The organism is Senimuribacter intestinalis (assembly GCF_943192965.1).
Lineage (GTDB): Bacteria > Bacillota > Clostridia > Peptostreptococcales > Anaerovoracaceae > Senimuribacter > Senimuribacter intestinalis.
Window position 1 is genome coordinate 50,202 of the sequence record NZ_CALPCF010000015.1, and the last position, 25,337, is coordinate 75,538.

General features: G+C 42.1%; 18 protein-coding genes. 11 read left to right on the forward strand and 7 right to left on the reverse strand.

The genetic code is table 11. The features are described from left to right. Positions 1-1,125: a HipA domain-containing protein gene (locus NFR88_RS12375; protein ID WP_251616364.1), complete on the reverse strand. Its 1,125-nt coding sequence runs from the start codon at positions 1,123-1,125 to the stop codon at positions 1-3. 345 nt (positions 1,126-1,470) lie between these two features. Here NFR88_RS12375 and NFR88_RS12380 point away from each other — a divergent pair, with 345 nt between their 5' ends. Continuing rightward, positions 1,471-3,783, forward strand: coding sequence for a monovalent cation:proton antiporter family protein (locus NFR88_RS12380; protein WP_251616366.1), 2,313 nt, complete (start codon positions 1,471-1,473; stop codon positions 3,781-3,783). A 196-nt stretch (positions 3,784-3,979) separates the two neighbouring features. Here the strand turns inward: NFR88_RS12380 and NFR88_RS12385 are convergent, their stop codons facing one another. From NFR88_RS12385 to NFR88_RS12395, 3 genes are all read right to left on the reverse strand, one after another. Then, positions 3,980-5,374 carry an ATP-binding protein gene (locus NFR88_RS12385; RefSeq protein WP_251616367.1) on the reverse strand — a complete coding sequence of 465 codons (1,395 nt, stop codon included), beginning with the start codon at positions 5,372-5,374 and terminating at the stop codon, positions 3,980-3,982. Positions 5,375-5,718: 344 nt separating this feature from the next. Beyond that, positions 5,719-6,306: a Fic/DOC family protein gene (locus NFR88_RS12390; RefSeq protein WP_251616368.1), complete on the reverse strand. Its 588-nt coding sequence runs from the start codon at positions 6,304-6,306 to the stop codon at positions 5,719-5,721. Next, positions 6,299-6,640 carry a type II toxin-antitoxin system RelB/DinJ family antitoxin gene (locus tag NFR88_RS12395; RefSeq protein ID WP_251616369.1) on the reverse strand — a complete coding sequence of 114 codons (342 nt, stop codon included), beginning with the start codon at positions 6,638-6,640 and terminating at the stop codon, positions 6,299-6,301. The genes NFR88_RS12390 and NFR88_RS12395 overlap by 8 nt, the downstream gene beginning before the upstream one ends. Positions 6,641-6,812: 172 nt before the next feature. On the opposite strand from NFR88_RS12395, the gene NFR88_RS12400 reads away from it, so the two are divergent. Next, entirely contained in the window at positions 6,813-9,470 is a 2,658-nt protein-coding gene (locus tag NFR88_RS12400) for a fibronectin type III domain-containing protein (protein ID WP_251616370.1), read from the forward strand. A gap of 219 nt (positions 9,471-9,689) precedes the next feature. Here NFR88_RS12400 and NFR88_RS12405 read toward each other — a convergent pair whose 3' ends face one another. Then, a complete protein-coding gene (locus tag NFR88_RS12405; protein ID WP_251616371.1) occupies positions 9,690-10,772 on the reverse strand; it encodes a site-specific integrase in 1,083 nt (360 codons plus the stop codon). 368 nt (positions 10,773-11,140) lie between these two features. Next, entirely contained in the window at positions 11,141-13,723 is a 2,583-nt protein-coding gene (locus NFR88_RS12410) for a fibronectin type III domain-containing protein (protein WP_251616373.1), read from the reverse strand. A 312-nt stretch (positions 13,724-14,035) separates the two neighbouring features. Between NFR88_RS12410 and NFR88_RS12415 the strand changes: the two genes are divergently transcribed. Continuing rightward, positions 14,036-15,010 carry a LysO family transporter gene (locus NFR88_RS12415; protein ID WP_251616376.1) on the forward strand — a complete coding sequence of 325 codons (975 nt, stop codon included), beginning with the start codon at positions 14,036-14,038 and terminating at the stop codon, positions 15,008-15,010. A 90-nt stretch (positions 15,011-15,100) separates the two neighbouring features. On the opposite strand, the gene NFR88_RS12420 is transcribed toward NFR88_RS12415, so the two are convergent. Beyond that, entirely contained in the window at positions 15,101-16,369 is a 1,269-nt protein-coding gene (locus NFR88_RS12420; protein WP_251616379.1) for a M18 family aminopeptidase, read from the reverse strand. Positions 16,370-16,979: 610 nt separating this feature from the next. Here NFR88_RS12420 and mscL point away from each other — a divergent pair. The 8 genes from mscL to NFR88_RS12460 all read left to right on the forward strand — a co-directional run bounded on the left by mscL (position 16,980) and on the right by NFR88_RS12460 (position 24,904). Then, a complete protein-coding gene (mscL, locus tag NFR88_RS12425) occupies positions 16,980-17,462 on the forward strand; it encodes a large-conductance mechanosensitive channel protein MscL (protein WP_160203186.1) in 483 nt (160 codons plus the stop codon). 1 nt (position 17,463) lies between these two features. Beyond that, a complete protein-coding gene (locus NFR88_RS12430) occupies positions 17,464-18,813 on the forward strand; it encodes a replication-associated recombination protein A (protein WP_161908922.1) in 1,350 nt (449 codons plus the stop codon). Between the two features lie 50 nt (positions 18,814-18,863). Continuing rightward, entirely contained in the window at positions 18,864-19,166 is a 303-nt protein-coding gene (locus NFR88_RS12435) for a YunC family protein (RefSeq protein ID WP_201759613.1), read from the forward strand. 146 nt (positions 19,167-19,312) lie between these two features. Next, positions 19,313-20,035, forward strand: coding sequence for an ABC transporter ATP-binding protein (locus NFR88_RS12440; RefSeq protein ID WP_160203184.1), 723 nt, complete (start codon positions 19,313-19,315; stop codon positions 20,033-20,035). 3 nt (positions 20,036-20,038) lie between these two features. Continuing rightward, positions 20,039-20,968, forward strand: a complete 930-nt coding sequence (locus tag NFR88_RS12445) for a SufB/SufD family protein (RefSeq protein ID WP_251616381.1) — start codon at positions 20,039-20,041, stop codon at positions 20,966-20,968. Between the two features lie 5 nt (positions 20,969-20,973). After that, on the forward strand, positions 20,974-22,008 hold the full coding sequence (gene mutY, locus NFR88_RS12450; RefSeq protein ID WP_251616383.1) for an A/G-specific adenine glycosylase: 1,035 nt from the start codon (positions 20,974-20,976) through the stop codon (positions 22,006-22,008). A 177-nt stretch (positions 22,009-22,185) separates the two neighbouring features. Next, the gene (locus tag NFR88_RS12455) at positions 22,186-23,697 is read left to right on the forward strand and encodes an AbgT family transporter (RefSeq protein ID WP_251616387.1); all 1,512 of its coding nucleotides are present in this window, start codon (positions 22,186-22,188) and stop codon (positions 23,695-23,697) included. Positions 23,698-23,716: 19 nt separating this feature from the next. After that, complete coding sequence (locus NFR88_RS12460) at positions 23,717-24,904, forward strand: M20 family metallopeptidase (RefSeq protein ID WP_251616390.1); 1,188 nt, start codon at positions 23,717-23,719, stop codon at positions 24,902-24,904. Positions 24,905-25,337 lie beyond the last annotated feature (433 nt).

The window sequence follows — 25,337 nt, forward strand, 5'->3', positions numbered from 1 at the left end:
TTACTCAAAACTGCTGATAAACAGCTTCTCTCGTTTCAGTATGCGGTCAATTTGCGTGTCCATAAACTTCTGATATTTTTCCAGTCTCACCTTCGGCCAGTTGTACTTCTCGTGAGGAATAAACGCAAAGCCGGAAAGATTTTTCAGGTCACTTCGAATTTCGTCTGTCAGCATATCGTTAGCGTTGATATTGAATTCCCCCATAAGGCGCGGATAAATATCTATCAGACAATCCATATTCTGTCTCATAAAACGGTCATCATCCATATGAAACAGCATAGATCGGTTATGATCAAACACTGGAGCCATCCCTATAGGTTTTAGAGTGTCATTGTTCACCAGAAGTCCAAAATTCCCCAAATGGCGGTCAATATTGAGAATCAGTGCATCCAGTACCATCATTCGCCTGAAATGCTCACCATGGCCACATTTTTCCATCACCGCCAGCGCCTCTTGGACAGAAACCGACTGGGGATTTTCCACATGATATGTCATCTGAGAAAATCCTACTTCCTCGCTGGTGAAAATCCCGCACTTATTAGCAAGGTGTCCGTGGTGACTTACTAAATCATATTTAACAGAATCAGCGCAGAAAGCCTCTGCCAGCTGCGAAGCATAGTACTCGGCGAAAACCTCCTGCCCGTGAGTCTCGCTGCCCCGCTTCAGAAGAAAAAGCTGTTCATTCTCACGAATCCAGCATTTTGCATAGTTACCGTCTACGGAAAGTTCCGGTGTCGTTGTGCTGAGACTACCGGAACCGCCTTCAAAAGCAATTCGTGCTATATTTTCGTCAAAATCATTTTGGTAAAGAGAAACCTGCTTCCATACCAGAGGTTCTTCATCATTTCTTACCCAGAAGGTATCATTCAAAGATGCACCCCGGCTGACTTTAATAAAGCCGTCAATATCCTCTGCTCCCAGCTGTTTCAAAATGCCCCGGATATATTTGCGGTGCTTAGGAGCTTTACGCCGTTCAATAAACCGAATTATGCTGCCGTCATATGCAGCGGGAAGTCCGTCCGGCTCCAGAATTTTTACATTCTTCGCCTTGGTTGTACCATATTCAGTTTTAAAAGTAGAAAACGTCAGGATAGGACGCTCTTTATTCATAAGCGTGTAATTCATGGAGACCTTCTCTCGGTAATAAAGTTTATTCGAAATTGTATTTTTAGTATATCATATTTTTAATGATAATTCATCACTCATCTGCATTTTTCTTCATAATACAGTGAACAAGATGCAGTCATTATACAGTTAGAAATGAGAAAATGCTCTCTTTGAAGCCGGTATAGATGATCCAGCAATGCTGCAGATATCCCTTTGCAGTATCCTCACACAAAGCAATTACAGATTAAACTTTTTACTGATTTTATAATTTCACGCCCCTTTTTCACAATAATTTCTTTTTCCCCGAAAGTTTTTCATATATAATAATAGTATACAAATTTTATACAAAAGGAGGTTTGATTCATGCACACACCTGACATGATTACTGATTTAGCCGTCATGCTGCTTACTGCCGGTCTTATCACAATTTTATTTAAAAAAATCAAACAGCCTTTGATTCTAGGTTATATTCTGGCGGGCTTTCTTATCAGCCCGTACTTTCCTTTATTTTTCAATGTAGAAGACATCGATTCCATTAATCTATGGAGTGAAATCGGAGTTATTATTCTGATGTTTCACATTGGACTTGAATTTAATCTGCATAAGCTTGCAAAACTGGGCGGAACGGCAGTCATCTCTGCCATTATAAAGATGGGCGGCGTCATGCTGACAGGATACCTAGTCGGTATCCTGATGGGTTTTTCCGTCATCAGCAGTCTTTTTTTGGGCTGTATGCTTTCCATCAGTTCTACCGCTGTCATACAAAAAAGCTTTGAAGAACTGGAAATCAAAGGACAAAAGTATTCCCAACTAGTTATGGGCACTCTGGTTATTGAAGACATCGTGGGCATTTTTATGATGGTGGTTCTATCCACTATCTCTGTCAGCCAGAGCGTTGCAGGCAAAGAGTTGATGATCAGTCTGGCACTGATGGTCTGCTATCTGGTTGTTTGGCTGCTTCTCGGCATTTATTTACTCCCAACCTTCCTGAACAAAGTCATCAAGGTGATGAATGATGAAATGCTTCTTATTTTATCATTAGGACTTTGCTTTGGTATGGTTATGATTGCCAACTTTCTGGGATTTTCTTCAGAGTTGGGCGCTTTTCTTGCAGGCTCTCTTCTTGCGGGCACCATTCATGTTGAACGAGTGGAACATCTTACCGGCGGCGTTAAGGATATGTTCGTGTCTTTCTTCTTTCTGTCCGTCGGCATGAAAGTTGATCCCCATGCTATTGTAAACTATGCTCCCATCATTGCAGTAATTACTGTAGTTGCGGTCATTGCAAAACTGATTTTTGCCACAGTCGGCATGCTGTTATCCGGTCAAACCTTAAACACTGCCGTAAAAAGCGGTTTCAGTCTGGCGCCAATTGGGGAATTTTCTTTTATCATTGCGGCACTGGGCGTCAGCCTTGGTGTGATGGAAGAAAACCTCTATCCGATTATCGTATCTGCTGCAGTGATAACTACGTTTTTAACACCATTTTTAATTAAAAATTCCAGTAGCGTTACTGACCTTTTGCAGAGAAAACTTCCAGAGAGTCTTCTTCAAAAGCTGCACCAGTATACTTCCAGCGACCAGACTGATGATGATAAAGATACAGACTGGAATGAATATATCCGAAAATTTGTTTCCAGAACAGCACTTTATAGTGTCATCATGCTTGTTGCTGTCATGGTTGGTATCGAAGGCATTTATCCGTTTTTAGCAGGAGCACTTACTCCACTTTCTGCAAGCATCGCTACCTGCGCTATAATTTTCTTCGTCATAGCGATTTTTGTAAGACCTATGCTGAACCCCGGCAATGCTCTTTTCACCTCTCTATGGCTCAAAAAAAGGGCAAATAGACTACCACTAATCGTATTGGCAGCCGTTCGCGTTATATTGACTGCAACAATTGCCATGATTCCAATTAGCGTATTGTTCGAAATCAATCCTGCATACCTATTTATCTTTATTATTATCGCAGTGCTCATTGCCGGAAAAAGCAACTTTCTCTCAACGGCTTACCTCAGACTGGAAACTCAGTTTCTTCGCAATCTGAACGAAAGATTGATTGAGGCCGAAGAAGAAAAAGGGCTGCACCAGTCCTGGCTGGATACGGAACTTCATATTATTTCCTTAATTGCGCCGGAGTCAGCAGATTTTCTCGGTAAGCACCTGGCTGATCTGCAATGGGGGAAAGTATATAACGTATATGTTGTTAAAATCCGCCATCATGGCAAGCACATTATTTTACCGGAACCTAAGGCTACCATTGCCGCAGGCGATAAAGTCTTTGTCGTTGGAGATTTAAAGTCCATCGAAAACTTTTATCGTCTGGTACAAATGAAGCCTTCTAAACCTCCTAGAACCCTAAAGAAGTTTATGGAGACAGACTATCCTGACGCTGACAATGCGCTGTCTGTCTGTGCAATCAAGGTGACCGGCAATGAATCTTATGCCGGAAAAACCCTTAAGAACGGTAATATTCGAGAAAAGTTCCACTGCATGGTGCTGGGCGTACAGCAAAGCGGCTACCCGATTATCATGCCTGATATCAATACTCTAATTACCAAGGAGGACATCATCTGGGTCATGGGTTCCAACCATAACGTGAGCGTTATCGTTGCCGAATCTGTTGAAACAGCTGAGGCAGCGGATTTCAGACCTCTTTCAAGGACTGATAGATAATTCCATCTTTAAACGCAGGAAAAGAAGTCAAAGAGTACTTACAAAAATACCGAGTACCTGAAGAAAGTAAGCGCTTATAATCTGACTAATCCAACAAGGCTTACAGAATTGCTAAATGATTGGTGATTCACCTATCCAAAAAAAATCAAGAAGGTCGGCTCGCCCGACCTTCTTTTCATATTGTCATGTTCGTCTTTTAATCTACCTGGTACATCTCACAAAGGCTGATGCATTTTATATTACCGTCCGCATTACACGCACTTAGTACAGACTCGCTAAACAATGATTTAGAAAACAACCAATAACATTTTTTGCTTTGGTGGAACAATCCACCTTGTCTGCGTAGATTTTCTAAAACGGGCAATTTAACAGGCTCATTGCGCCATTTACATTCGCAAAGCAAGATCGCATCTGCGCCCAATGCGCAAATATCAATTTCTTCCTGTCTTTTTTCTCTTGGATTATTTCCCCACCATCTTCCAGCCTCACTGTAAGGAAACGGTACTTTTAACAATGTTTCCGGGTGCATTAAATAGGACAAACACATGTCTTCAAATACCGTACCCATGAATGAAGATAAAAAAGGTTTTACAAAATTCTCATAAACATATTCTCCGTTTCCATTGACAACAAAGGTCTGATAAGGGAAAACAAACCGATACCAAAAGCGGAATGCAGAGTCTTTAATTCGGTAAATCGTTTTTCGCGAAGACTCCTTTTCCCCCGCAGGAGTTTCTTTTTTAACAATATCCAACGCTTGCAGGGCATTCAGATGATAGGCGCAAGACGCAGTAGACTCTCTGGCTTTTCCTGCAATTTCATTTAGCGTACTGCTGCCTGATGCAATGCTCCCAAGAATCGTATGGTACATCCTTGGTTCCCTAAGTTCCTGTTTCATCAAATTGCTGGGTTCTTCAAACATTCTGCCAGCCTGATCCAAATACATATTCAGAATGTTTTCTTTCACAGTGCGAGTTCCATCAATAAAGCTCACATATTCCGCAATTCCTCCTGTGATTCCATAAATAAGTGCCAGTTCCTCTTCCGTATAATCCCAGCCGAATTCCTTAAGTTCATAATAGCGGAATGCTTCCATTCGAAATTGGGCAGTTCTGCGTCCATACAGTGGACTTTTATAGCCTAAAACCTGATTTTCCATGAAGCTCATCGATGAGCCGCATAAAATCAACATCAGTTTTGAATCCTTCCACTTCATATCAATGTGTTTTTGCAGAAGTGATGACAACGCCTGGTAATCCTCTGCCAAATAAGGATACTCATCAATTGCAAGAATAATTCTTTCATCTGAAATAGTATCAATGTAGTCGAAAAGTGCCTCATAAGAGCCATAAGAAGGCGCAGGCAGCTTCCGCCCCTCAAAATCCCATATCGCTGCAGAAAGGCTGTCTATATTGCTTTGGCTTGCTGCCTCCATTCCCATGTAATAGATTGCCTTTTTATCTTTGCAAAACTCTTTAATCAAAGTTGATTTACCCACGCGTCGTCTACCATAAATTACAGCAAACTCAAAACGATCTGTAGCGTAAAGTTGATTGAGTTTATCCAGCTCATATTTTCGTCCAATAAACATTTGTAATCTCCCAATTCGATATTTGCTCAGTCTTAACTTACTAAGTTATAACTGATCATATTTTAACATATGATTGATTTAAAGTCCAGTAGGAAATCATTACTCACAAAACATTTAGCACAGTTTATAATCCGTGTGAAGAAACATCTTAAAATATATCTCATGCTTTTTAGTTTTAGTATACTGCTTTTCTATTTGAAATAAAGCATTTATTAAAGACTTTGATATCCCCTCAGATTCAAAACTCCAAAAATCTTACAGAATTGCTAAATAATTAATGGTTCACCTATCCAAAAAATCAAGAAGGTCGGCTCGCCCGACCTTCTTTTCATACGCATTTAATGCTAATATATATCCCCCGATTTAAAAATGCACTTCGAAAGCAGCTTTTGCATAGGACGGTAGTTACATAAAAAAGACTCCTTACTCGCATATATCATATCCTCTTGGGTTATACGACTGAAATCTATCAGATACCCTGCGTTTAATGCAGCCACTCGAATAAATTCACGTTGTGCTCTTCCAATACCCTCCCGGAAAGGATGGAGCGCATTTATCTCCGAGAAAAAATATGCCAATCTATTAACAAACATATCCAACGGAAGATTTTCACAATAATTTTCTTCTTTCAGCTTTAAGAATAGTTGCTCACCATTTTCTCGTAAAAATTCCGATTTGCAAAACATATTTCCTTTTGCAATATCTACTGTTCTCAATTGACCCGCCCATTCATATACATCCTGAAAAATGTATCTGTGTATTTCGCACAAATGAGCAAAGTCCAACTCGCCTTCAACAGGTTCATACTGCAATTCCAAAAGACGCAACATTGTCAGTTTCTTCTCCGCTTCAGCAAGCCTCTCCGCATTGTGAATAGATAACTTATTAATTAATACATTACTTTGAGGATAACAGTATTTTTTATCATTCATTATCTACCCTCAGTTCATTTAGAATCTTTTTCCGAATTTCATCACCCTTTTCAGCATTTCTACTATAATATTCCAGCAAATCTATATCATCAGCGTTTAAATTGAAACCCTCCAATGCCATTGTAGCATTTACTGCATCAATAGCTGATATCGTTACTTTTTGCTTGGCAGGGTGCAAAGCAACCTCGAACGGAATACTCTCCGTCAGAATAATTTGTTTTAACATCATATTAACTACGGCCGATAGATTTGTTCCTAATTTTTCCAAAATCTCGCTTGCCTGTTTTTTATCCTCTTCTGCTGCACGAATTTGTATTAATCCTGTATTTGCCATCACATCGCCTCCTTTGCTTATATTATACTACATCGTCATTGCATTGTATATACCATTATTTTAGCAATTCTCAAGTTCATTGTGAACTATCATTTCATTTATGAGTTTTGCGCAAAAAGGCGTATAACTATAATCTTAAAAAAAGAACAAAAAAGAGGGAGGAATTCTTAAAATGAAGAAATTTTTAACAGTGCTTCTTGCATTGTCAGTTGTCTTCACTTATAGCTTCAGTGCTGTTGGCAGCGCATTTGCAGCAACTGCAAGTGAAGTGGCAGCTGAAAGAGCAAAGATGGAAAGTGCTGTAGATGCCTACGTTGGTTCTATTGGTTTCAATGCTTCGGGCTATGTTACTTCTTTACCACAGAGCGCTACTACTTTCATTGCTGTTGATAGCAATATTACAAAGGCTGCAGTTGATGCAGTTGCAGTTGTTATCAAAGACAAATACAATGGCGAAATCACAAAGGCAGATGCTGCAGGCACAGACCTTGACGATGCATGGGAAGATATTAACACTTCTGCAAAGTTGGAAACTGAGTTTTTCACAACACAGGCTGTTGCACTTTATGCAAAAGTAATTGCTGATACAGTTGCTGCTTTCGAAGCAAAAGTCGCTTCTTACGTAGTAAATGACTATCCAACTACTAATCAGACGGCTTTAACTTCTGCTATCGCTGATGCAAACACTGCAATCGCAGCTGCAAAAGGTGGAAACACTAAGGACGCTTCTGACAGCTTACACGGTGCAATTACTACCTTTAATGGTGCTGTTGCTACTTTAAAGACTAAAGTACAGTATGAAGCTGACTTAACTGCTGCAAAGAATGCTGCGGCATCCGATATCGATGCTTTAGCTGCTGAATTTAAGCCTCTGGCAATCACTCACTATAATGATGTGCTTTCTAACGCAACTAATCCTACTGATATTGCAAATGCACAGGCTCAGAAAGCAACTTTGAATGCAAATGTAAATGCATTAGTTGATTTGTATAAAACTCAGATTGCTGAGGTATCTTACGATGATACAAAAGCTTATGCTGCCAATGATGCAAACAAAGGTCTTGTAGATGCAATTAAAGCAAAAGCTACTGCAGCTTTTACTACTACAAGCTTCACGGGGTATGAAACAGCTGTTTCAAATCTCAATGATGCTAAAATCTTAATTGCATATGCAAAATCCATCGCAGAACAGAAAAAGCAGGAATATGATCCAACTACTGGCTTAGCAAAATATACTGCTGAAACTGTAGAAAAGACATTGAAAGCTGTTACTGCAGAAATCTATGATGGAAAAATTAAAGCAACAACCGCTATCATTAATGCATTCGATGATATGAAAACAGCTGCTGATTCTGCTAGCACTTTGGCTGCTGCTAAAGTAGAAGCAATCAAAGACATCACCGGTACTTATACAGATGCAGAAGTAACGGGTGGTAAGTCTAATGCTTATAAGATTACTGGCTGGGAAGGCAAAAATGCAGAAAAAGTAGAAGCAATTCAGAATGAATATGTTGCTAAAATTGAAGCTGCTACAACTGAAGCTGAAATCGATGCTTTAGCTGCTGAAGCAAAAGGCAAAATGGATAAAATTGCTGATAAGACTGAACTTACAAGAACTGATATCTGGAATGAATTAAAAGCATTGACCTATGTTAATAATGGTACTGCTGGTACAGTCTTTGATCCTGCTACAGACGTTGTATTAGGCTCCTTAGAAGTTTATGCCAATACAATTGCTGCAAAGAACACTGCTGCACAGGACAAAGCTAAGAAAGCTGTCGTTGAAACTGCAGTTGATTTCTTAGTTGAAAAAGCATTAGATCAGTACGATGCAACTACCGCAGCTGCAAATAAGAGCGCCGCTGTCCAGAAGGTTCTTCAGGCAAACTACGCAGATGCATTAAAGATTATTGACGGTATGAAGACAGACGCTGAAATCGCTGATTCTGCAAAAGCAATCAGAGATGCTATCGCTGCACTGCCAACAAATGTAACTTTAGATGCAAAAGCGCAGTACTTAGATGTTCAGAAAGCTTTAGAAACATACGATGCTAACAAATATCCTAGAGCTGATATTAGCAATCTGAGCTTATTCACTGCTTACATGACAAAATTAGTGAAGTTAGAAAAAGATGCTGCCCAGGCACTGATTAGTGCACTTCCTGCTAACGCTACATTAGCTGATAAGGCTGCTGTAGATGCTGCTCAGGCTGCTGCAGATGCTTACAAAGATGCATATGGTGCATATGGCGCTGGCGATTATAACTACGGATATGGTACATTAAACACTGCAAAACTGGATGCTGCTGTTGAAGCAGTTGCTAACGCTATGGTTGTTGATGCTGCTAAGAAAATCGCTGCTCTGCCTGTAAATGTAACAGAGGCTAACAAAGCTGATATCGAAGCTGCAAGAGCTGCTTACGATGCATTAACTGATGCACAGAAAGCAACCTTCAATAAAGATTTATTAGCGAAACTTGAAGGCGCAGAAAAACTATTAGCTGTTATCTCTTTAAAGAGTGTTGAAACCTTAAAGATTACTGCATCCTCTACTGCTGCAAAAGGTTCTATTACAGTTAAATGGACAGTAAAAGGTGACACTTCTGCTGCTGACGGATTCGAAGTATTCAGATCTGTAAAGAAGAACAGCGGATTCACTAACAAAGCATTCTTCACTACTGATAACAATGCTAAGAGATCTTACAAGAATACTAAGTCCCTGAAGAAAGGAACTAGATACTACTACAAAGTAAGAGCTTACAAAGTACAGGAAGATGGAACTAAGCTTTACTCTGACTGGTCCAACAAGGCTTACAGAATTGCTAAATAATTGGTGATTCACCTATCCAAAAAATCAAGAAGGTCGGTTTATTCCGACCTTCTTTTATGTATTGTTTTATATTTAACCAGTATTTTCTAAAATTTATTCATGAGTATTTTAAATTGATCAAGCCAGCATCTATTCTACAAAAAAGCTGATCATTAGAATAAGTTCATCTAGTTTCCGCACAGTATTTTTTAGTACCATATTAGTACTTTTTACATCATATTAGTAAGCATTCTTATCACTGAATGCCATGTCTAAACTTTTGGCCATTTCACTTTGTCTAGTAGGGAACATATGTGCATAATGTAGTGTAATGTCGATGCTTTCATGCCCTAGTCTTCCCGCTATGTCCACAGGGGTAAACCCCATCGAAATCAAAAGGGACACGTGTGAATGCCTGAGATCATGAATCCGTATTTTTTTAATCCCTGCTAGATTAGAGCCTCTACGCATTTCAGTATGCAAAAAGTTTCGAGACATGGTAAAAATACGTTTCCCTGAATTAATGCGTCTTTTCTTTTTTAAATACTTATATAGTCCATCTGACAAAAATTGCGGCATAGTAATAACTCTATTACTTTTTTCTGTTTTAGGTGCAGTGATATGGTCCTTTTTTTCAAGTCGTTGGAACGACTTATCAATAGATAACGTTCTTTTTTCAAAATCAAAATCCTTTCCAGTAAGTGCTAACAACTCACCAATCCGTAAACCGCACCAGTAAAGCAGTTCAAAAGCGTAGAACGTGTCTGGTGAATCTCGAACTGCCTTAGCAAATAGAAAATATTCTTCTTTCGTCCACACCTGCATTTCTCGTGATTTCTCTCGTCCCATTTTTCCAGCTTTCCGAACTGGATTGCTATGCAGATTATAAAATCTCACTGCATGATTAAAAATAGCACTCAGCTGATTTTGAATTGTTCTCAGATAGGTTTCTGCATAGCCCTCTCCTTTGTCATTTCGGTACGCAATCATGATATTTTGCCATTTAACAATATCAGCAGGCGTAATATCTGACATCTGCCTGTCAGAAAAATAAGGAGTTAATTTTTGTTCGATGATATGCGCCTTAGTAAGCCATGTATTAAGTCGCAGACGCGGCTTCATATCCTGCACATAGACGTTAACAAAAGCCTCAAAGGTCATATTCAGTGTTCCGGATTTCGTCTCTATAAAATGGCGCTCCCATTTCAGTGCTTCTTTTTTCGTGCTAAATCCTGTTTTTTTCTTTTTTACGTTTTTACCATTCATATCTCTATAGTAAAAAGAAACATACCAAGTTCCATTCTGATTTTTATATGCTGGCATATCCATTCCTCCCATAAATTAATGCTCAAAGTTTTCCTCTATACCTTAAATTAAGCCCAAAATATATCAAACCAATTCTCAAAGTCAATATAAAATTCTGCGATAATTGTTGGAAAAAATAGGCGAATAAGTACTATTTTAGTACTAAAATTCAAAAGAGTAAATACTTGAAATTTCAAGGATAAAGATAAGCCAACTCATATAGTGATTATAAATCAGGTTTATTTATAATTATGCAAAAAAAAGAAACCATACACAAAAATATCCATATTATGGGCATTTTGTTCGTATTAGTGACATAATAAAAGAGCCGGATAACCGACTCTTTTATTTAAGGTTTATATTTGCTTTTTAGGGTGTTACACTCATTATTTAGCAATTCTGTAAGCCTTGCTGGACCAGTCAGAGTAAATCTTAGTTCCATCAGCTAATACTTTGTAAGCTCTTACTTTGTAGTAGTATCTAGTTCCTTTCTTCAGGGACTTAGTGTTCTTGTAAGATCTCTTAGCATTGTTATCAGTAGTGTAGAATGCTTTGTTAGTGAATCCGCTGTTCTTCTTTACAGATCTGAATACTTCGAATCCGTCAGCAGCAGAAGTGTCACCCTTTACTGTCCATTTAACTGTGATAGAACCTTTTGCAGCAGTAGAAGATGCAGTAATCTTCAGACCTTCTACAGCAGCAATTTCTAATACTTCCAGCTTTGTTTCAGCAGCAACCAGCTTAGTGATGAAGGAGTTGTTCAGTGCAACCTTCTGTGCTTCAGTTAAAGCATCATAAGCAGCTCTTGCAGCTTCTACAGCAGCCTTATCAGCAAATGTTAAGTCAGCAGGGATTGCGTTAATCTTAGCAATTGCATCCTGATAACGCGCAGTTGCAATCTTAGTTACTGTAGTTGCATCTGTAGTTGGATCTGCAATTTCAGTGAAACCAGGATATTCAGCGTATTTTGCGTTGAATGCTTCTGCTTCTTTCTTCAATTCCTCTAATGCTGCAATATCATCTAAAGTGAATGCAGTCTTATTGGTGATTGCAGTAATCTTATCTGTAATTACTTTTCTTTCTGCAGCTACAACCTGACCTACCAGGTAGTCTAACTTGCTCTTGTTTACGTTAGCATCATTGCTGCCGTTTAACTCTTTGTAGTTCTTGTAAGCTTCATAAGCTGCCAAGATTTTTGGAGTTGTTTCTGCATTTACAGTGTAATCTAAAGCATCTAACTGATCATTGATTGCTTTTTCAGCAGCAGCTAATGTATCTTTCGCTACCAGATTCTTTTCAGCAACAGCTACAGCACCAGAATAGTTCTGTGCCAGGATAGATTTTACTGCAGCATTAGTTAAATCTTTATCTTCTTTTGCCAGTACTAAATCATAGTAGTATTCTTTTACTTTTGCTTCGATACCAGCTTTCTGTGTAGCCGCATCGTATTTTTCAGCACCATTCTTTGCGATAAGAGAATCAACATAGCCATCAATTAAAGCCTTATATGGATCTGCATATTCAGTATCTACTTTTGCCTTTAAGGCTGCAATCTGACTATCATCAAGTACAGCTGCAAGTTTAGCTGTAACGTCTTCGATAATCTTATCCATAGCTGCTTCATCAGCTGCGGCATCAATTGCATCTTTTGCTTCTTTTACAAGTGTATCAACCTTGTCTTTTCTTTCACCGGAGAAAGTTCTTCCAGTCAGTAAAGCATCAACTGCGGCTTTCTTAGTTGTTTTTGTTGCAGCTAAAGCTTCGTCTAATTCTTTCTTAGTTTTACCAGCTAAAGCGGTATCAAATGCTTCATCAACGCCCTTTACAGTAGTAATCTCTAAGCTAGCAACTTTATCAGTTACAGTCTTCAGAGCTTCATCAACTGTAGCAGCATAGTATTTGATAGTGCCATCAGTACCTAACTCTGTTTTGAAAGCAGCAGCCTTTGTTGCAGCGTAATCCTTTAAGTAGGAAACTCCGCCTAAACCGCTTACAGTCTCATAAAATGCATCGTCGTCATCAAAGTCAGAACCAACTTTACTAGGAATGGTAGTCTTTACAGCAGTCTCTAAGTCAGCAGACTTATCAACTGTAACTGCATTAATTTCATTTGTACGCAGATTGATAACAGCAGTGATGTTTGCATTCAATCTGTTCAGTAAAGTTTTTGCTTCTGTAATCTGAGCCGGAGTAGCATCATCAGCTTCAATCTCCGCAGTCAATCTTTTGATTTCATTTTCTTTAAAAGTATCTGCTTTTTCGTTCAGGGTTTTAATTGCAGCAGCCTTAGCATCTGCAACAGCCTTATCGATATCTGCCTTTATCTTATACTTTGCAAACTCAGTATCAAAAGTAGTCATTGCAGTACTGATTGTGCTTAAATCAGCAGCAACGCCTGTCAGCGGATCAATCACGTCTTTAGCTGCTTTCACTGCTGCTTCTACAGCAGCCTTATCAGCATCGTAGTAGTTCGCAGAAACAACAGCATTCAGCTTTGCTAATGCAGCAGCTTTGTCAATTACCGCCTGCTTTGCATAAACTTTAGTATAAGCATAGTCACCACCGTTTTCGTCAAACAACTTATTTAAATAAGTGTCTGCATCTGCATAGTATGCAGTCTTTACCTGTTCAATTGTCTGTGCACTGGAATCACCAGTAACAGTAGCATCTGCAGCTTTCTGAATTTCTCTATTGATTTCAGCCTGAAGATCTGCAGCAGCCTGATCTACAGCGGTCTTACTTACGACAGATCCGCCTGCATATGCCTCATCGCCAATAAAAGCTAAGTTGCCATTTGCATAAGCCAGAGTTTTTAAAGCGGATTCAGCCGCTGTTTTAGCCTCTTCTTTTGCAGCAGCCGCAGCAGCGGTTGCTTCGCTAGGTGTAGCTGCAAAAACAGAGCCAACAGCACTGAAGCTATAAGTGAAGACAACTGACAATGCAAGAAGCACTGTTAAAAATTTCTTCATTTTAAGAATTCCTCCCTCTTTTTTGTTCTTTTTTTAAGATTATAGTTATACGCCTTTTTGCGCAAAACTCATAAATGAAATGATAGTTCACAATGAACTTGAAAAAGTGATGAAGCGAGTTTTGAATGATATGATTTCTTTGTAAACAAAGAAATTTGAAATAGAGAACAGCGGTTTATGATTAAGCGCATAATATTAGGGGAATCACAAATTATTTAGCAATTCTATATGATTGCAAAAAAGCAATCGACTTCTACGCTGGACAAACGTATAATATTTAGAAAAGAAACAAAAGAAAGAGAGGTCAGTAGCATGAACGTCTATATTCCCTTTATCTGTCTTGCTTTAGGTGCCGCGATTAACTGGCGCGGGCTGCCCGAAAAAATTCTTCAGTACATAGATTACCTGACAAATCTGGCTTTATTTTTACTGATGGTTGTAATTGGAATCAACATCGGAACCAGTGAGGAGGTCATGGGTAATTTGAATCGGATTGGGATCAACTGCTTCCTCATTTCTCTAAGCGCAGTGGCTTGCAGTGTGGTGGTCACAGTACTTTTAGAAAAGACAATCATGCCTCTTGAAAAAATTCGTCTGCAGCTTCATATGGAAAAAGGGGCTTCTATAGCATCGGATACTGCTTCTGGAAGCGAATCGAAGTCTAAAGGAAGAAGTAGCTTTTCACCTTTGATTGTTATCATGCCTGTGTGCATTGCAGTAGGCATGATTGCTGGCAGATTTTTTATGCAGAATATACAGGAATACCTGTTAGATGCAATGTTGACTGGCTGTCTGATTTTTCTTTATACAGGCGTTGGGGTGAGTCTTGCGTCCAACAAAAGTGTGTTTAGCTATATTCGTCGATTGGGATTTCGAGTGCTATTGATGCCCACAGGGATTTTTGTGGGTTGCCTGTTCGGGGGAATGCTGGCAGGCGTGGTGCTGAGCGTGCCGACAAACTGGGCGGTGCTTTCGGCAAGCGGTATGGGATATTACAGTTTGACGGGTGCAGCGATGACGGATACTTTTGGCATTGAGGCCGGAACTTATGGATTTATTGTAAACATTCTGCGGGATGTACTGACTGTGGCACTGCTACCGGTTCTTATCAGAATCAGCAAAGGTAGCCCCATAGCCTCAGGTGCTGCTGGTTGTATGGATTCCATGCTAGTGCCCGTCAGTCGCTATGTGGGTCCGGAACTTTCCATGGTGGCACTCATCAGCGGAACTATTCTGACCTTTGTGGTACCACTGTGGCTTCCTATGGGCACCCAGCTTCTGACATGATTTATTGCATCATAAAAAATTAAAAGCTTTCGCTACCTTAACCGACATGATTAAACAGTTAAAGAACGAAAGCTTTTTCTTTGCTATATCTTATGCAAACAGTGCAGCAGCCGCTTGAACCAAGTCTGCAGTATCTTTGATACCGCCGGTTTCATAAGGGGAATGCATTGCCAGCTGAGGCAGACCGATGTCAACGGAGTTCAGTGCAACCTGAGAGGTGGAGATATTGCCCAGCGTGGAGCCGCCAGCCATGTCGGAGCGATTTGCGAAGGACTGAACAGGCACGCCGCAGACTTGGCACAAATCCTTGAACATGGCGGAGGAAACAGCATCAGTGCAGTACTTTTGGTCACCGTTATACTTGATGACGATGCCTTTATTTATATAAGGACGGTTGGTTGGATCAGCTTTGTCTCCGTGAGCTGGATGCACTGCGTGCGCATTGTCGGCAGAGACGAGAAAACTCTTTGCGATAGCAACCAGATAATCCTCATGGCTCATGGAGAGCCCTTCGCAAATGCGAGCTAGAGTGTCTTTCAGGAAGGTAGAAGCCGCGCCTTGCTTGGTTTCGCTGCCGACTTCTTCATTATCGAAGACGCAGTGAATTGCAGCATGCTTTTCTTTTTTTCCTTGCAAAAATCCTTGTAATGATGCAAAGGCACACTGTAAATCATCCAGTTTGGCGCTGGAAATGAATTCGTTATTGGCGCCCCAGATGGTGCCTTGCTGCCTGTTATAAAGGAATAAATCGTGACCGAGAATATCTTCTGCCCGCACACCTGCAGCTTCTGCAATCAACTCCATGAAAGAACCCTCAGCTGGAGAAGCAGCATAGAGTGGAAGCAGATCCTTTTGCGGATTGTACTTGTATCCGCTGTTAACCTCCCTGTTCATGTGAATGGCAAGATTTGGAATCAACAGCAGGTCACGGTCAATGTTTACCAGTTTTGTTATGAATTTATCGCCATCCTTTATGATGATACGACCGGCAACGGAAAGCGGGCGATCCAACCACGAACTGTAAATCATGCCGCCGTAGCGCTCCACATTGAGCCTGGTATAGTGGTTTTCTATTGTAATTTCAGGGTTTTCTTTCACCTTAAAAGTAGGAGAGTCGCTGTGGCTTGCCATAATACGAAAGCTGTTGATGCCACCTATCGGAATGGTAAATGCGATGATAGACGAGTCATTTCGTGTGACAAAATAGCTGCCACCCGGGGCAAGTGCCCATTTTTCCTCTTCGCAAAGCTTGGTAAAGCCTTTGGATTCCAGTGTGTCTGCCATGTTCTTTACAGCATGGAAACAACTGGGGCTGGCGTTTAGAAATGCCAGCAATTCTTCAGATATTTTTCTATACATAACAAATTGCCTCCCATAATGTGTTCTTGATAAAAACCTGCGGTTACGCACAGGTTTTTATCAAGAATATACTAGCTTTGGAATGTTGTTCTGTCAAGGATAAGATTTCAGTGCGTGTGGCAGGAAAGAGGGGGGTAAAAACGTTTTCAAAAATTAGAAAGTCTGCGAATGCTGTGCGTCTGGCGCATGAACAAATGATTTCAACCCAAATTACGATTTTCGATAAAATATGTATAACTGGGGGAGACGAATCTTAACCGAGAAATAGAAAATACAAAAAAAGTGTATAACTGAAGTCAAATTGCATCATCAATAGGTGTGATACCCCGGGCTTCAGATAGGATTTACCCTTGATTTTCTGTAGAAATACTGCATTTTACGTAAGAATTTGGTGATTTTATATGAGATCTTACGCCAAATGCGAGCTGCATAAAAGTACAGAACAAAAATGTTATACACTTTTTCTTGAAAACAGGATTTTAGGTTGAGATGCACAGTAGGGAACCGGTTGCCGTGTTTATCAAAATATGCTAAAATAAGATGAATTTCAAATAATATCGTAAAAAAACGATGAACGATGCAAAAGAAAAGAACAGCAGAGGAAAACTTTATGGAGAAGAAAAACAAATTGACAGGCACTGTAGGCAGCACAGTCAGCGAATTTAAAGCCTTTATCTTAAAAGGAAATATCATTGATATGGCTGTTGGCGTGATTATCGGAGGTGCTTTTGGGAAAATCGTAACATCTCTTGTAAACGATATCCTTATGCCGGCGCTAGGAGCGATTACAGGTACAATCTCTTTTTCAGATTTAAAGTGGGTGATAAAGGAAGCTGAGCTGGACGCTGCCGGCGCTGTCGTAACACCGGAAACAGCGATTCTTTATGGAAGTTTCATACAGAATATCATCGATTTTTTGATTATCGGTGTGTGTATTTTTGCCATGGTGAAGGTTGCGGCAAAAGTGACAGCGACATTTACGAGAGCAGCTGCAAAAGAAGCCGAAGAGAAGGCACCGAAGGGACCAACCCAGGAGGAGCTTCTTGTAGAAATTAGGGATTTGCTGAAAGCAAAGCAGACGGAAGAGAATTAGTATGGAACAGATTACAATTTTTGACAATAGACCCGAAGTTGCGCCGCTGGCAAGCCGTCTCAGACCAGAAACTCTGGACGAGTATGTGGGGCAGCAGCACCTGATTGGAAAAGGGAAAATCTTACGCCAGCTCATAGACAAGGATCAGATTTCTTCGATGATTTTCTGGGGGCCACCGGGTGTGGGAAAAACCACTCTTGCAAGGATTATCGCAAAGCAAACCAAGGCGAACTTTGTGGAGTTCAGTGCGGTAACCAGCGGAATCAAAGAAATCAAAGCGGTTATGGGACGAGCCGAAGAGTCCCGGCGTATGGGGATTCGCACACTGCTCTTTGCGGACGAAATCCATAGGTTCAATAAGGCGCAGCAGGATGCGTTTCTTCCTTATGTGGAAAAGGGCAGTATCATACTAGTTGGTGCAACGACGGAAAATCCATCCTTTGAAATTAATTCTGCGCTTTTATCAAGATGCAAGGTCTTTGTGATGAAAGCTCTTGGCGAAGAGGATCTGACAGGACTTCTGCAGCATGCCATTACCAGCGAAAAGGGTTTTGGAAATATGGATGTTGATATTACGGAAGGGGATCTTTCGGTTATTGCCAGGTTTTCCAATGGGGATGCAAGAACAGCGCTGAATACGTTGGAGATGGCGGTGCTCAACGGTGAAATTGACGAAAATGGCACAGTTCATGTGACTGATTCAGTGCTTTCCGAATGCATGAATCGCAGATCGTTGTTATACGATAAAAATGGAGAGGAACACTATAATCTGATTTCAGCGCTTCACAAATCCATGCGAAACAGCGACCCGGACGCTGCGGTGTATTGGCTTTGCAGGATGCTGGATGGCGGAGAGGATCCGCTGTATATCGCGCGCAGACTGGTGCGCTTTGCCAGCGAGGATGTAGGTATGGCAGATTCTGCAGCACTACAGATAGCAGTCGCGGCTTATCAGGCTTGCCACTTTCTGGGCATGCCAGAGTGTGATGTGCACTTGACCCATGCTGTGGTGTATCTTTCCATGGCGAGCAAATCCAACGCTCTTTACAAAGCCTGCGAAGCGTGTAAGAAAGATGTAAAGAATATGCCGGCAGAGCCGGTGCCGCTGCACCTTTGCAATGCACCGACCAGCCTGATGAAGGAACTAGACTACGGAAAAGGATATGAATATGCCCATGACACAGAAGAAAAGCTGACTGTTATGACTTGCCTGCCGGATTCACTGAAAGGAAGACAGTATTATCAGCCGACGACCCAGGGCAGAGAAAAGCTGGTAAAGGAGCGGCTTTCTCAGATTGAGGAATGGAAACAGAAGAAACGAGAAGAGAAGAGGCTCTTTACTTCCGAGTAAAGGGGCAGTATAATAAATCCAGAAGAATACCATACAGGAGGAAAATGGAAATGATAGAAGTTGAAATGTTAAACGTAAACGGACAATCTGTTCAGGGACTGCGAGTTGTTGCCCCTGGCGGAGAAGGACATCCGAATATGCTTTTGATTCCTTGCAGGAAGGGATATGTAATGTGCGGCTATCTCAATCTGCCGGCGGCTGAGTCCTTTGGGGACGCTGCTGCAATTGTAGGCGGCAGCTGTTTTGAGGAGACGCTGGCAAATCCGGTAAAGGCGGTTTCTGCAAAGGCTGCGGAGCTGGGCGTTGAGGTCGGTATGACAGGCGCTGAAGCGGTAGCAAAATTAAACGCATAACTTTTAGTATCTAACACCTCTTTTATGCAGTGCAGGCGGGAGGTGTTTTTTCGCGGCGTTTTCGAGAGAAAAAGGTTTCAATTCTGCTGTAAATGGTATAAAATAGAAAAGTATGTAACAATTATTAAGTTTTTTGGAGGAACAACATGCTAACACTTGAGAATGTGTGCTGGAAACCGGATGGCAGAGATGCGGTTCTCAAAGGAATTGATTTGCAGCTAAAACCGGGGAAACTGACTGTAGTTACTGGTCCAAATGGAGGCGGCAAGACTTCCCTTGCGAAGGTTATTGCGGGTCTGAATCAGGTCAGCAGCGGCAGAATCAGCCTTGGAGATATAGATATTACGGAGAAAGATATTACAGAACGAGCGAAGCTTGGTATCAGCTATGCTTTTCAGCAGCCGGTCAGATTTAAGGGGATTACCGTGCGTTCTCTTCTTGATTTGGCAGCAGGCGGAGACGTTGGCGATGAAAATGTCTGTCAGCTGATGGCGAAGGTGGGGCTTTGCACCAAGGATTATATCGATAGAGAAATCAATGCCAGCCTTTCAGGCGGTGAAATCAAAAGAATCGAAATTGCTTCCGTACTGGCGCGAAGAGACAGCAAGGTGCTTATTTTCGACGAGCCGGAGGCAGGTATTGACCTGTGGAGCTTTACAGGACTCATTGAGACCTTTGAGGATCTTAAAAAAGAACAGGATAAGGCTCTTCTGGTTATTTCCCATCAGGAGCGTCTTCTTGAGATTGCAGATGAAATTGCGGTAATTGTGGACGGAAAAGTTCGCATTTCAGGTCCGAGCCAGGAAATTATGCCGCAGCTTTTGGCAGGTGAAAAAGCCGGCATCTGCCCGATTGGAAAGGAGTGGTAAAAGATGGACAAGCTGACAGAAGAACTTTTAAAAGCAGTCTCTGATTATACAGAGGGAGGCTATACAGGGGCATTCAACATCAGAGAAAACGGCGGCTGCGCAGGCAGACAGTCCACCGACAACATTCAGATTGAGGGTAAGGCTGACGGCAGCGGTATTGATATTTACATCAAAGCAGGCACCAAAGGAGAGAAGGTTTTCATTCCTGCCTGTGTGACTCGCGGTAACGTGAGTGACCTTGTATATAATGATTTTCACGTTGGTGAAGGTGCTGATGTAGTGATTGTAGCAGGCTGCGGTGTGCATACCGACGATGAAGGGGAAGCTGCACACAACGGTATTCATAGCTTCTATCTGGAAAGAGGTGCTAAAGTTCTTTATGAAGAAAAGCATCTGGGAACCGGAGAAGGAACCGGGCAGAAGAAAATCAGTCCGGTAACCCATGTGGAACTTGCTGAGGACGCTGTGCTTGAGATGAACACCATTCAGCTGGGTGGTGTGGATCATTCCGTCAGAACTACCACAGGAAGCCTTGGGGACCGGGCGAAGCTTTTGATTCACGAAAGTCTGATGACAGACGGAGACGAATACGTCATGACAGATTTTGATGTGGATATGAATGGCGAAGACAGCGCCATTGATTTGATTTCCCGCTCTGTCGCAAAGGGCAATTCCTATCAGGAATATCATTCCAAGATAAAAGGCAACAACCGCTGTACAGGTCACTCCGAATGTGACGCAATTCTCGTAGGAAAAGGCAGAGTTAATGCGGCGCCCGAGCTTTATGCCGGTCACCTTGATGCAGAACTGATCCATGAGGCAGCTATCGGCAAAGTGGCAGGCGAGCAGATTTTGAAGCTGAGAACTCTGGGACTTACTGAGGAAGAAGCAGAACAGCAGATTATCGAAGGATTTTTAAGAGCAAACGGTTAAACAAAATGGTGAAACGAATCGATAAAACTTTTACAGAAACGCTGATGACATGGTACCGCGAAAATCGCAGAGATTTGCCTTGGCGAGAAGACAAAGAACCATATCATGTCTGGGTTTCAGAGATTATGCTGCAGCAGACCAGAGTGGAAGCAGTACGGGAATATTATCTGCGCTTTATGAAGGCGCTGCCGACCATTTCTGATCTTGCAGCTGCGGAGGAAGAGACCTTGCTGAAGCTTTGGCAGGGTCTTGGATATTACAATCGAATCCGAAACATGCATAAAGCCGCCCAGCAGATAGAAGCGCAGATGGGCGGTATTTTTCCGCAGGAGTTTGATGCTATTAAAGCCCTTCCGGGCATTGGAGATTACACGGCAGGGGCAATTGCATCCATATGCTTTAATCAGAAGACCGCAGCTGTGGACGGCAATGTGCTGCGGGTGATGAGCCGTTTAAATAACGACGATACGGATATTTTAAATGCCGGGCTGAAGAAGCGGATTACTGCTTACCTGTCCTCCCTTTATCCAGAAAAAGACTGCGGCGATTTTACGCAGGGACTCATCGAGCTGGGGGCGCTTATCTGCGGACCGGCAGGCGCACCAAAGTGTGAAATCTGTCCGGTGAACGCCTACTGCGAAGCGAAAGCCGCAGGTACAGCAGCTGCACTACCTGTGAAAGCGAAGAAAAAGGCAAGAAGAAAAGTGGACATGACTGTTTTTATTCTGCAGGCGCCTTTAGGAACGGCTGTTTGCAGGCGTGCTGAAACAGGTCTTTTAGCGGGACTGTATCAGTTGCCTAATGTAGAGAAAAGGCTGACCGCCGCCCAAGCCATAGAGCAAGTGGAACGCTGGGGCTGTGCGCCGAAGAATCTTTTGCGCAGTACCGATTACTGCCATGTATTTACCCATGTAGAGTGGCATATGACAGGTTATTTTATTGCAGTGGAAAAAATGCCGAAAATTTTCCAGTGGGCAAGCGATGCGCAGTTAGCTGCAGAAATACCGCTGCCGACAGCTTTTGGATATTTCTTGAAGTAAAGTAGTAAAGTTTTTATATGAAAAAAATAAAAAATTTACTAGAATTTTATAAGGTTTTGCGGTATCATAGAGAACGTGTGTGGCATGTCAGAATGCACCAGCATTTGATATGCCTGCTTTTATTGCGTTAAGTTAATTTGTTTAACAAAAGAAATGATGTAACCAAAGGAGTAAAAAATGAACGAAAAGAAACGCGGAATTTGGAACGGTATTGAGCGCTTCGGAAACAAGCTGCCTCATCCCGTTTACATTTTCATCATTCTGACGATCGTAGTATTCGTCATTTCCGGTCTTTGCGGTAATATTGTATTTCCACATCCAAACACCGGTGAAGAGCAGTATATCATGAACCTGATGAGCAAAGAAGGTCTGATTTGGCTGCTGCAGTCTATGGTTGAAAACTTTGTAACTTTCAGCCCGCTGGGTATGACCCTGGTAGCTATGCTGGGTATCGGTATTGCTGAAGAAACAGGGCTTGTAACCACTGTAATCAAATCTTCTATTGCAGGTGCGCCGAAAGTACTGGTAACTGCTGTAGTACTGTTTGTAGGTATTATGGGAAGTTTGGCTGGTTCTGCAACATTCGTCATTATCCCGCCTCTTGGCGCCATGATCTTTAAAGGTATGGGAAGGCACCCGATTGCAGGTCTTGCTGCTGGTTTTGCCGGCGTAGCTGCAGGTCTTTCTGCAAACCTGTTAATCACGCAGACAGATATTCTGCTTGCCGGTATCACCCAGGATGCAGCACAGATTTACGACCCGAACTATCTGGTAAATCCGACTGTAAACTGGTACTTCATGGCAGTATCTACCGTTGTTTTGACTATCACAGGTACTATTGTTTTAGAAAAAGTGGTGGAGCCTCGTTTGGGCGAATACAAAGCTGAAGACGGAGATGGTACTGTAGAAGATACCACACTTTCTGCAGTAACAGCAGAAGAAAAATCCGGACTGAAATGGGCGGGTATCTCTGTTTTAATTTATCTTATTGTGGTTGCAATTACCATTGTGCCGACAAACGGCATTCTCCGTGGAGAAGACGGCGGCGTTATTCAGTCACCGTTTATGAGCAGCATGATTCCAATTCTGACTGTTTTCTTCCTGGTACCGGGCATTGTTTATGGTATTCGCACTAAAGCAATCAAAAAATCTGCAGATGTAGTAAATATGTGGGGCAAATCCATGTCTGGTCTGGCTGGATTTATCGTACTGTGCTTCTTTGCAGGTCAGTTTGTAAAAGCATTTTCACAGTCCAATCTGGGATTATATCTGTCAGTAAAGGGCTCTGAATTTTTAAGCAGCACCAACTTGACCGGTATTCCTCTCATCTTGGCATTTATCGGTATTACTATGCTGATTAACTTTGTAATCGGCAGTGCATCTGCAAAATGGGCGCTGATGGCACCGATTTTTGTACCGATGTTCATGAAGATGAACTTTTCACCGGCATTTACGCAGGCAGCATTCCGTATCGCTGACTCTGTAACTAACTCCATCTCACCGCTGGAGCCATTTATGCCGTTTATCATCATGACTGCGCTGAAATATGACAAGAAATCCGGTCTGGGTTCTATCATCGCAACCATGCTGCCGATGGCAATCACCATTGGTCTGACCTGGGTTGTACTGATTGTAGTATGGTACGTTCTGGGACTGCCTCTTGGACCTGGCGCAACCATCTTCATGTAATTTCACGTAAGGAGAAATCATGTTAGCTGAAAAATATATTGGAAAAATCACCGAGGAACTGGAAAGCCGCAGACAGGCGCTGACTGCTATGAGCAGAACCATCTGGGAAAACCCGGAGCTGGGACATCAGGAGTTTAAGGCTTCGAAGCTGCTTACTGATATGCTTTCTGAAAACGGTTTTACTGTAGAAAGAAATCTTTTAGGCATGGAAACTGCTTTTTCCGCGGTGAAAAAATCTGGAAAACCGGGACCTGTTATCGCATATGTTGCAGAGTATGACGCACTTCCAAAAATCGGACATGCCTGCGGCCATAACCTGTTCTGCTGCTCCGCTGTAGGCGGCGCAATTACCCTAAGCAAAATTCAGGAGGAACTGGGAGGCGAAGTCCGTGTCATCGGCGCGCCGGCTGAAGAAGGAACTGTTCCTAACTACGGAACTAAAGCGGTTATGGTAAACGAAGGCATTTTCAGCGATGTGGACTGCGTATTCACAGCCCACGGTGAGGGAGAAACTGTCATCGAGAGAAATCTGGTGGCTGCAACCACTGTAAAGCTGCACTTCCACGGATATGGCGTTCATGCAGGAGGCGATCCGGTGCTTGGCAAAAATGCACTGACTGCCGGCATGCTTTGCATGAGCAACATGAATGCAATCCGACAGCAGAACCGTCCTTGCGATGTCATCAGCGGCATTGTAACCGACGGAGGACTGGTTTCCAACACCATTCCTGACAGCTGTGGACTGGAATTCAGTCTTCGTTCCGACACATCTCCGCATCTTGACAGAGTTGTGCAGAATCTGCGTAACTGTGCGGAAGCGGCTTGCTTGGTAACAGGCTGCACTTACGACTGGGAAGTTGTTCCAAACCCGATGAAAGATACCAAATCCAATCATCAGATGGGGCTGGTTTTGGCACAGTATTTGGACAGCATTGGAGAAAGCTATACCCAGACAGATTCCAGAAACTTTGCATGGGACGTAGGTGACATCACCTACGTGTGTCCGACCCTTGGATCCTACTTCAAAATGGGTCCTAGTGACATCGCTTGCCACACAGAACCTTTCTGCAAGGCAGCAGGCTCGCAGCAGGGCTTTGACGGTATGATGCTGGCAGCCAAAGGTTTAACCGTAGTTGCCTGTGAATATCTTCTCAACGAAGATTTCCGCAAAGCTGCATGGAAGGAATTTGAAGAGACAAGAAAATAAAAAATTGAGTAAATTATGCCGTATCGGGGGATTTTCCTGATACGGCATTTTCTCTATAGGCGATGTGCGTGATTTTGTTTCTTTATCCTTTCCTTTGTCAGTATCGCCTTTGTCGATACTGTTTTTGTCGGTACTGCCGGTAGGTGCTGGTGATTGTACTATCCTGACGCGACTGGTTCGTGCTGCCGATTCATGTAACTGCTTCGTATCGTCGAGAAGTCGTGTGCCATAATCCCGGGACTTTTCTGTATACATGGCGCATCACCCTTATAAAGTGCCATGTTTTAAATGCTTTTTCGTATACACGGCGTTCCGCTGCTGCCAAACGCCATGTTTGAGCTCATTCTCTAGAAAACTGAGCTGATACAATAAAGTTGTAATAGGAGTGAGACTTTTGTAAAATATAGTAAAACGAAAGGAGTACCCCTATGAT

Coding starts and splice junctions, on each gene's coding strand:
- NFR88_RS12375 (WP_251616364.1), bottom strand. CDS start 1,125: ATGAATTACACGCTTATGAATAAAGAGCGTCCTATCCTGACGTTTTCT.
- NFR88_RS12380 (WP_251616366.1), top strand. CDS start 1,471: ATGCACACACCTGACATGATTACTGATTTAGCCGTCATGCTGCTTACT.
- NFR88_RS12385 (WP_251616367.1), bottom strand. CDS start 5,374: ATGTTTATTGGACGAAAATATGAGCTGGATAAACTCAATCAACTTTAC.
- NFR88_RS12390 (WP_251616368.1), bottom strand. CDS start 6,306: ATGAATGATAAAAAATACTGTTATCCTCAAAGTAATGTATTAATTAAT.
- NFR88_RS12395 (WP_251616369.1), bottom strand. CDS start 6,640: ATGGCAAATACAGGATTAATACAAATTCGTGCAGCAGAAGAGGATAAA.
- NFR88_RS12400 (WP_251616370.1), top strand. CDS start 6,813: ATGAAGAAATTTTTAACAGTGCTTCTTGCATTGTCAGTTGTCTTCACT.
- NFR88_RS12405 (WP_251616371.1), bottom strand. CDS start 10,772: ATGCCAGCATATAAAAATCAGAATGGAACTTGGTATGTTTCTTTTTAC.
- NFR88_RS12410 (WP_251616373.1), bottom strand. CDS start 13,723: ATGAAGAAATTTTTAACAGTGCTTCTTGCATTGTCAGTTGTCTTCACT.
- NFR88_RS12415 (WP_251616376.1), top strand. CDS start 14,036: ATGAACGTCTATATTCCCTTTATCTGTCTTGCTTTAGGTGCCGCGATT.
- NFR88_RS12420 (WP_251616379.1), bottom strand. CDS start 16,369: ATGTATAGAAAAATATCTGAAGAATTGCTGGCATTTCTAAACGCCAGC.
- mscL (WP_160203186.1), top strand. CDS start 16,980: ATGGAGAAGAAAAACAAATTGACAGGCACTGTAGGCAGCACAGTCAGC.
- NFR88_RS12430 (WP_161908922.1), top strand. CDS start 17,464: ATGGAACAGATTACAATTTTTGACAATAGACCCGAAGTTGCGCCGCTG.
- NFR88_RS12435 (WP_201759613.1), top strand. CDS start 18,864: ATGATAGAAGTTGAAATGTTAAACGTAAACGGACAATCTGTTCAGGGA.
- NFR88_RS12440 (WP_160203184.1), top strand. CDS start 19,313: ATGCTAACACTTGAGAATGTGTGCTGGAAACCGGATGGCAGAGATGCG.
- NFR88_RS12445 (WP_251616381.1), top strand. CDS start 20,039: ATGGACAAGCTGACAGAAGAACTTTTAAAAGCAGTCTCTGATTATACA.
- mutY (WP_251616383.1), top strand. CDS start 20,974: ATGGTGAAACGAATCGATAAAACTTTTACAGAAACGCTGATGACATGG.
- NFR88_RS12455 (WP_251616387.1), top strand. CDS start 22,186: ATGAACGAAAAGAAACGCGGAATTTGGAACGGTATTGAGCGCTTCGGA.
- NFR88_RS12460 (WP_251616390.1), top strand. CDS start 23,717: ATGTTAGCTGAAAAATATATTGGAAAAATCACCGAGGAACTGGAAAGC.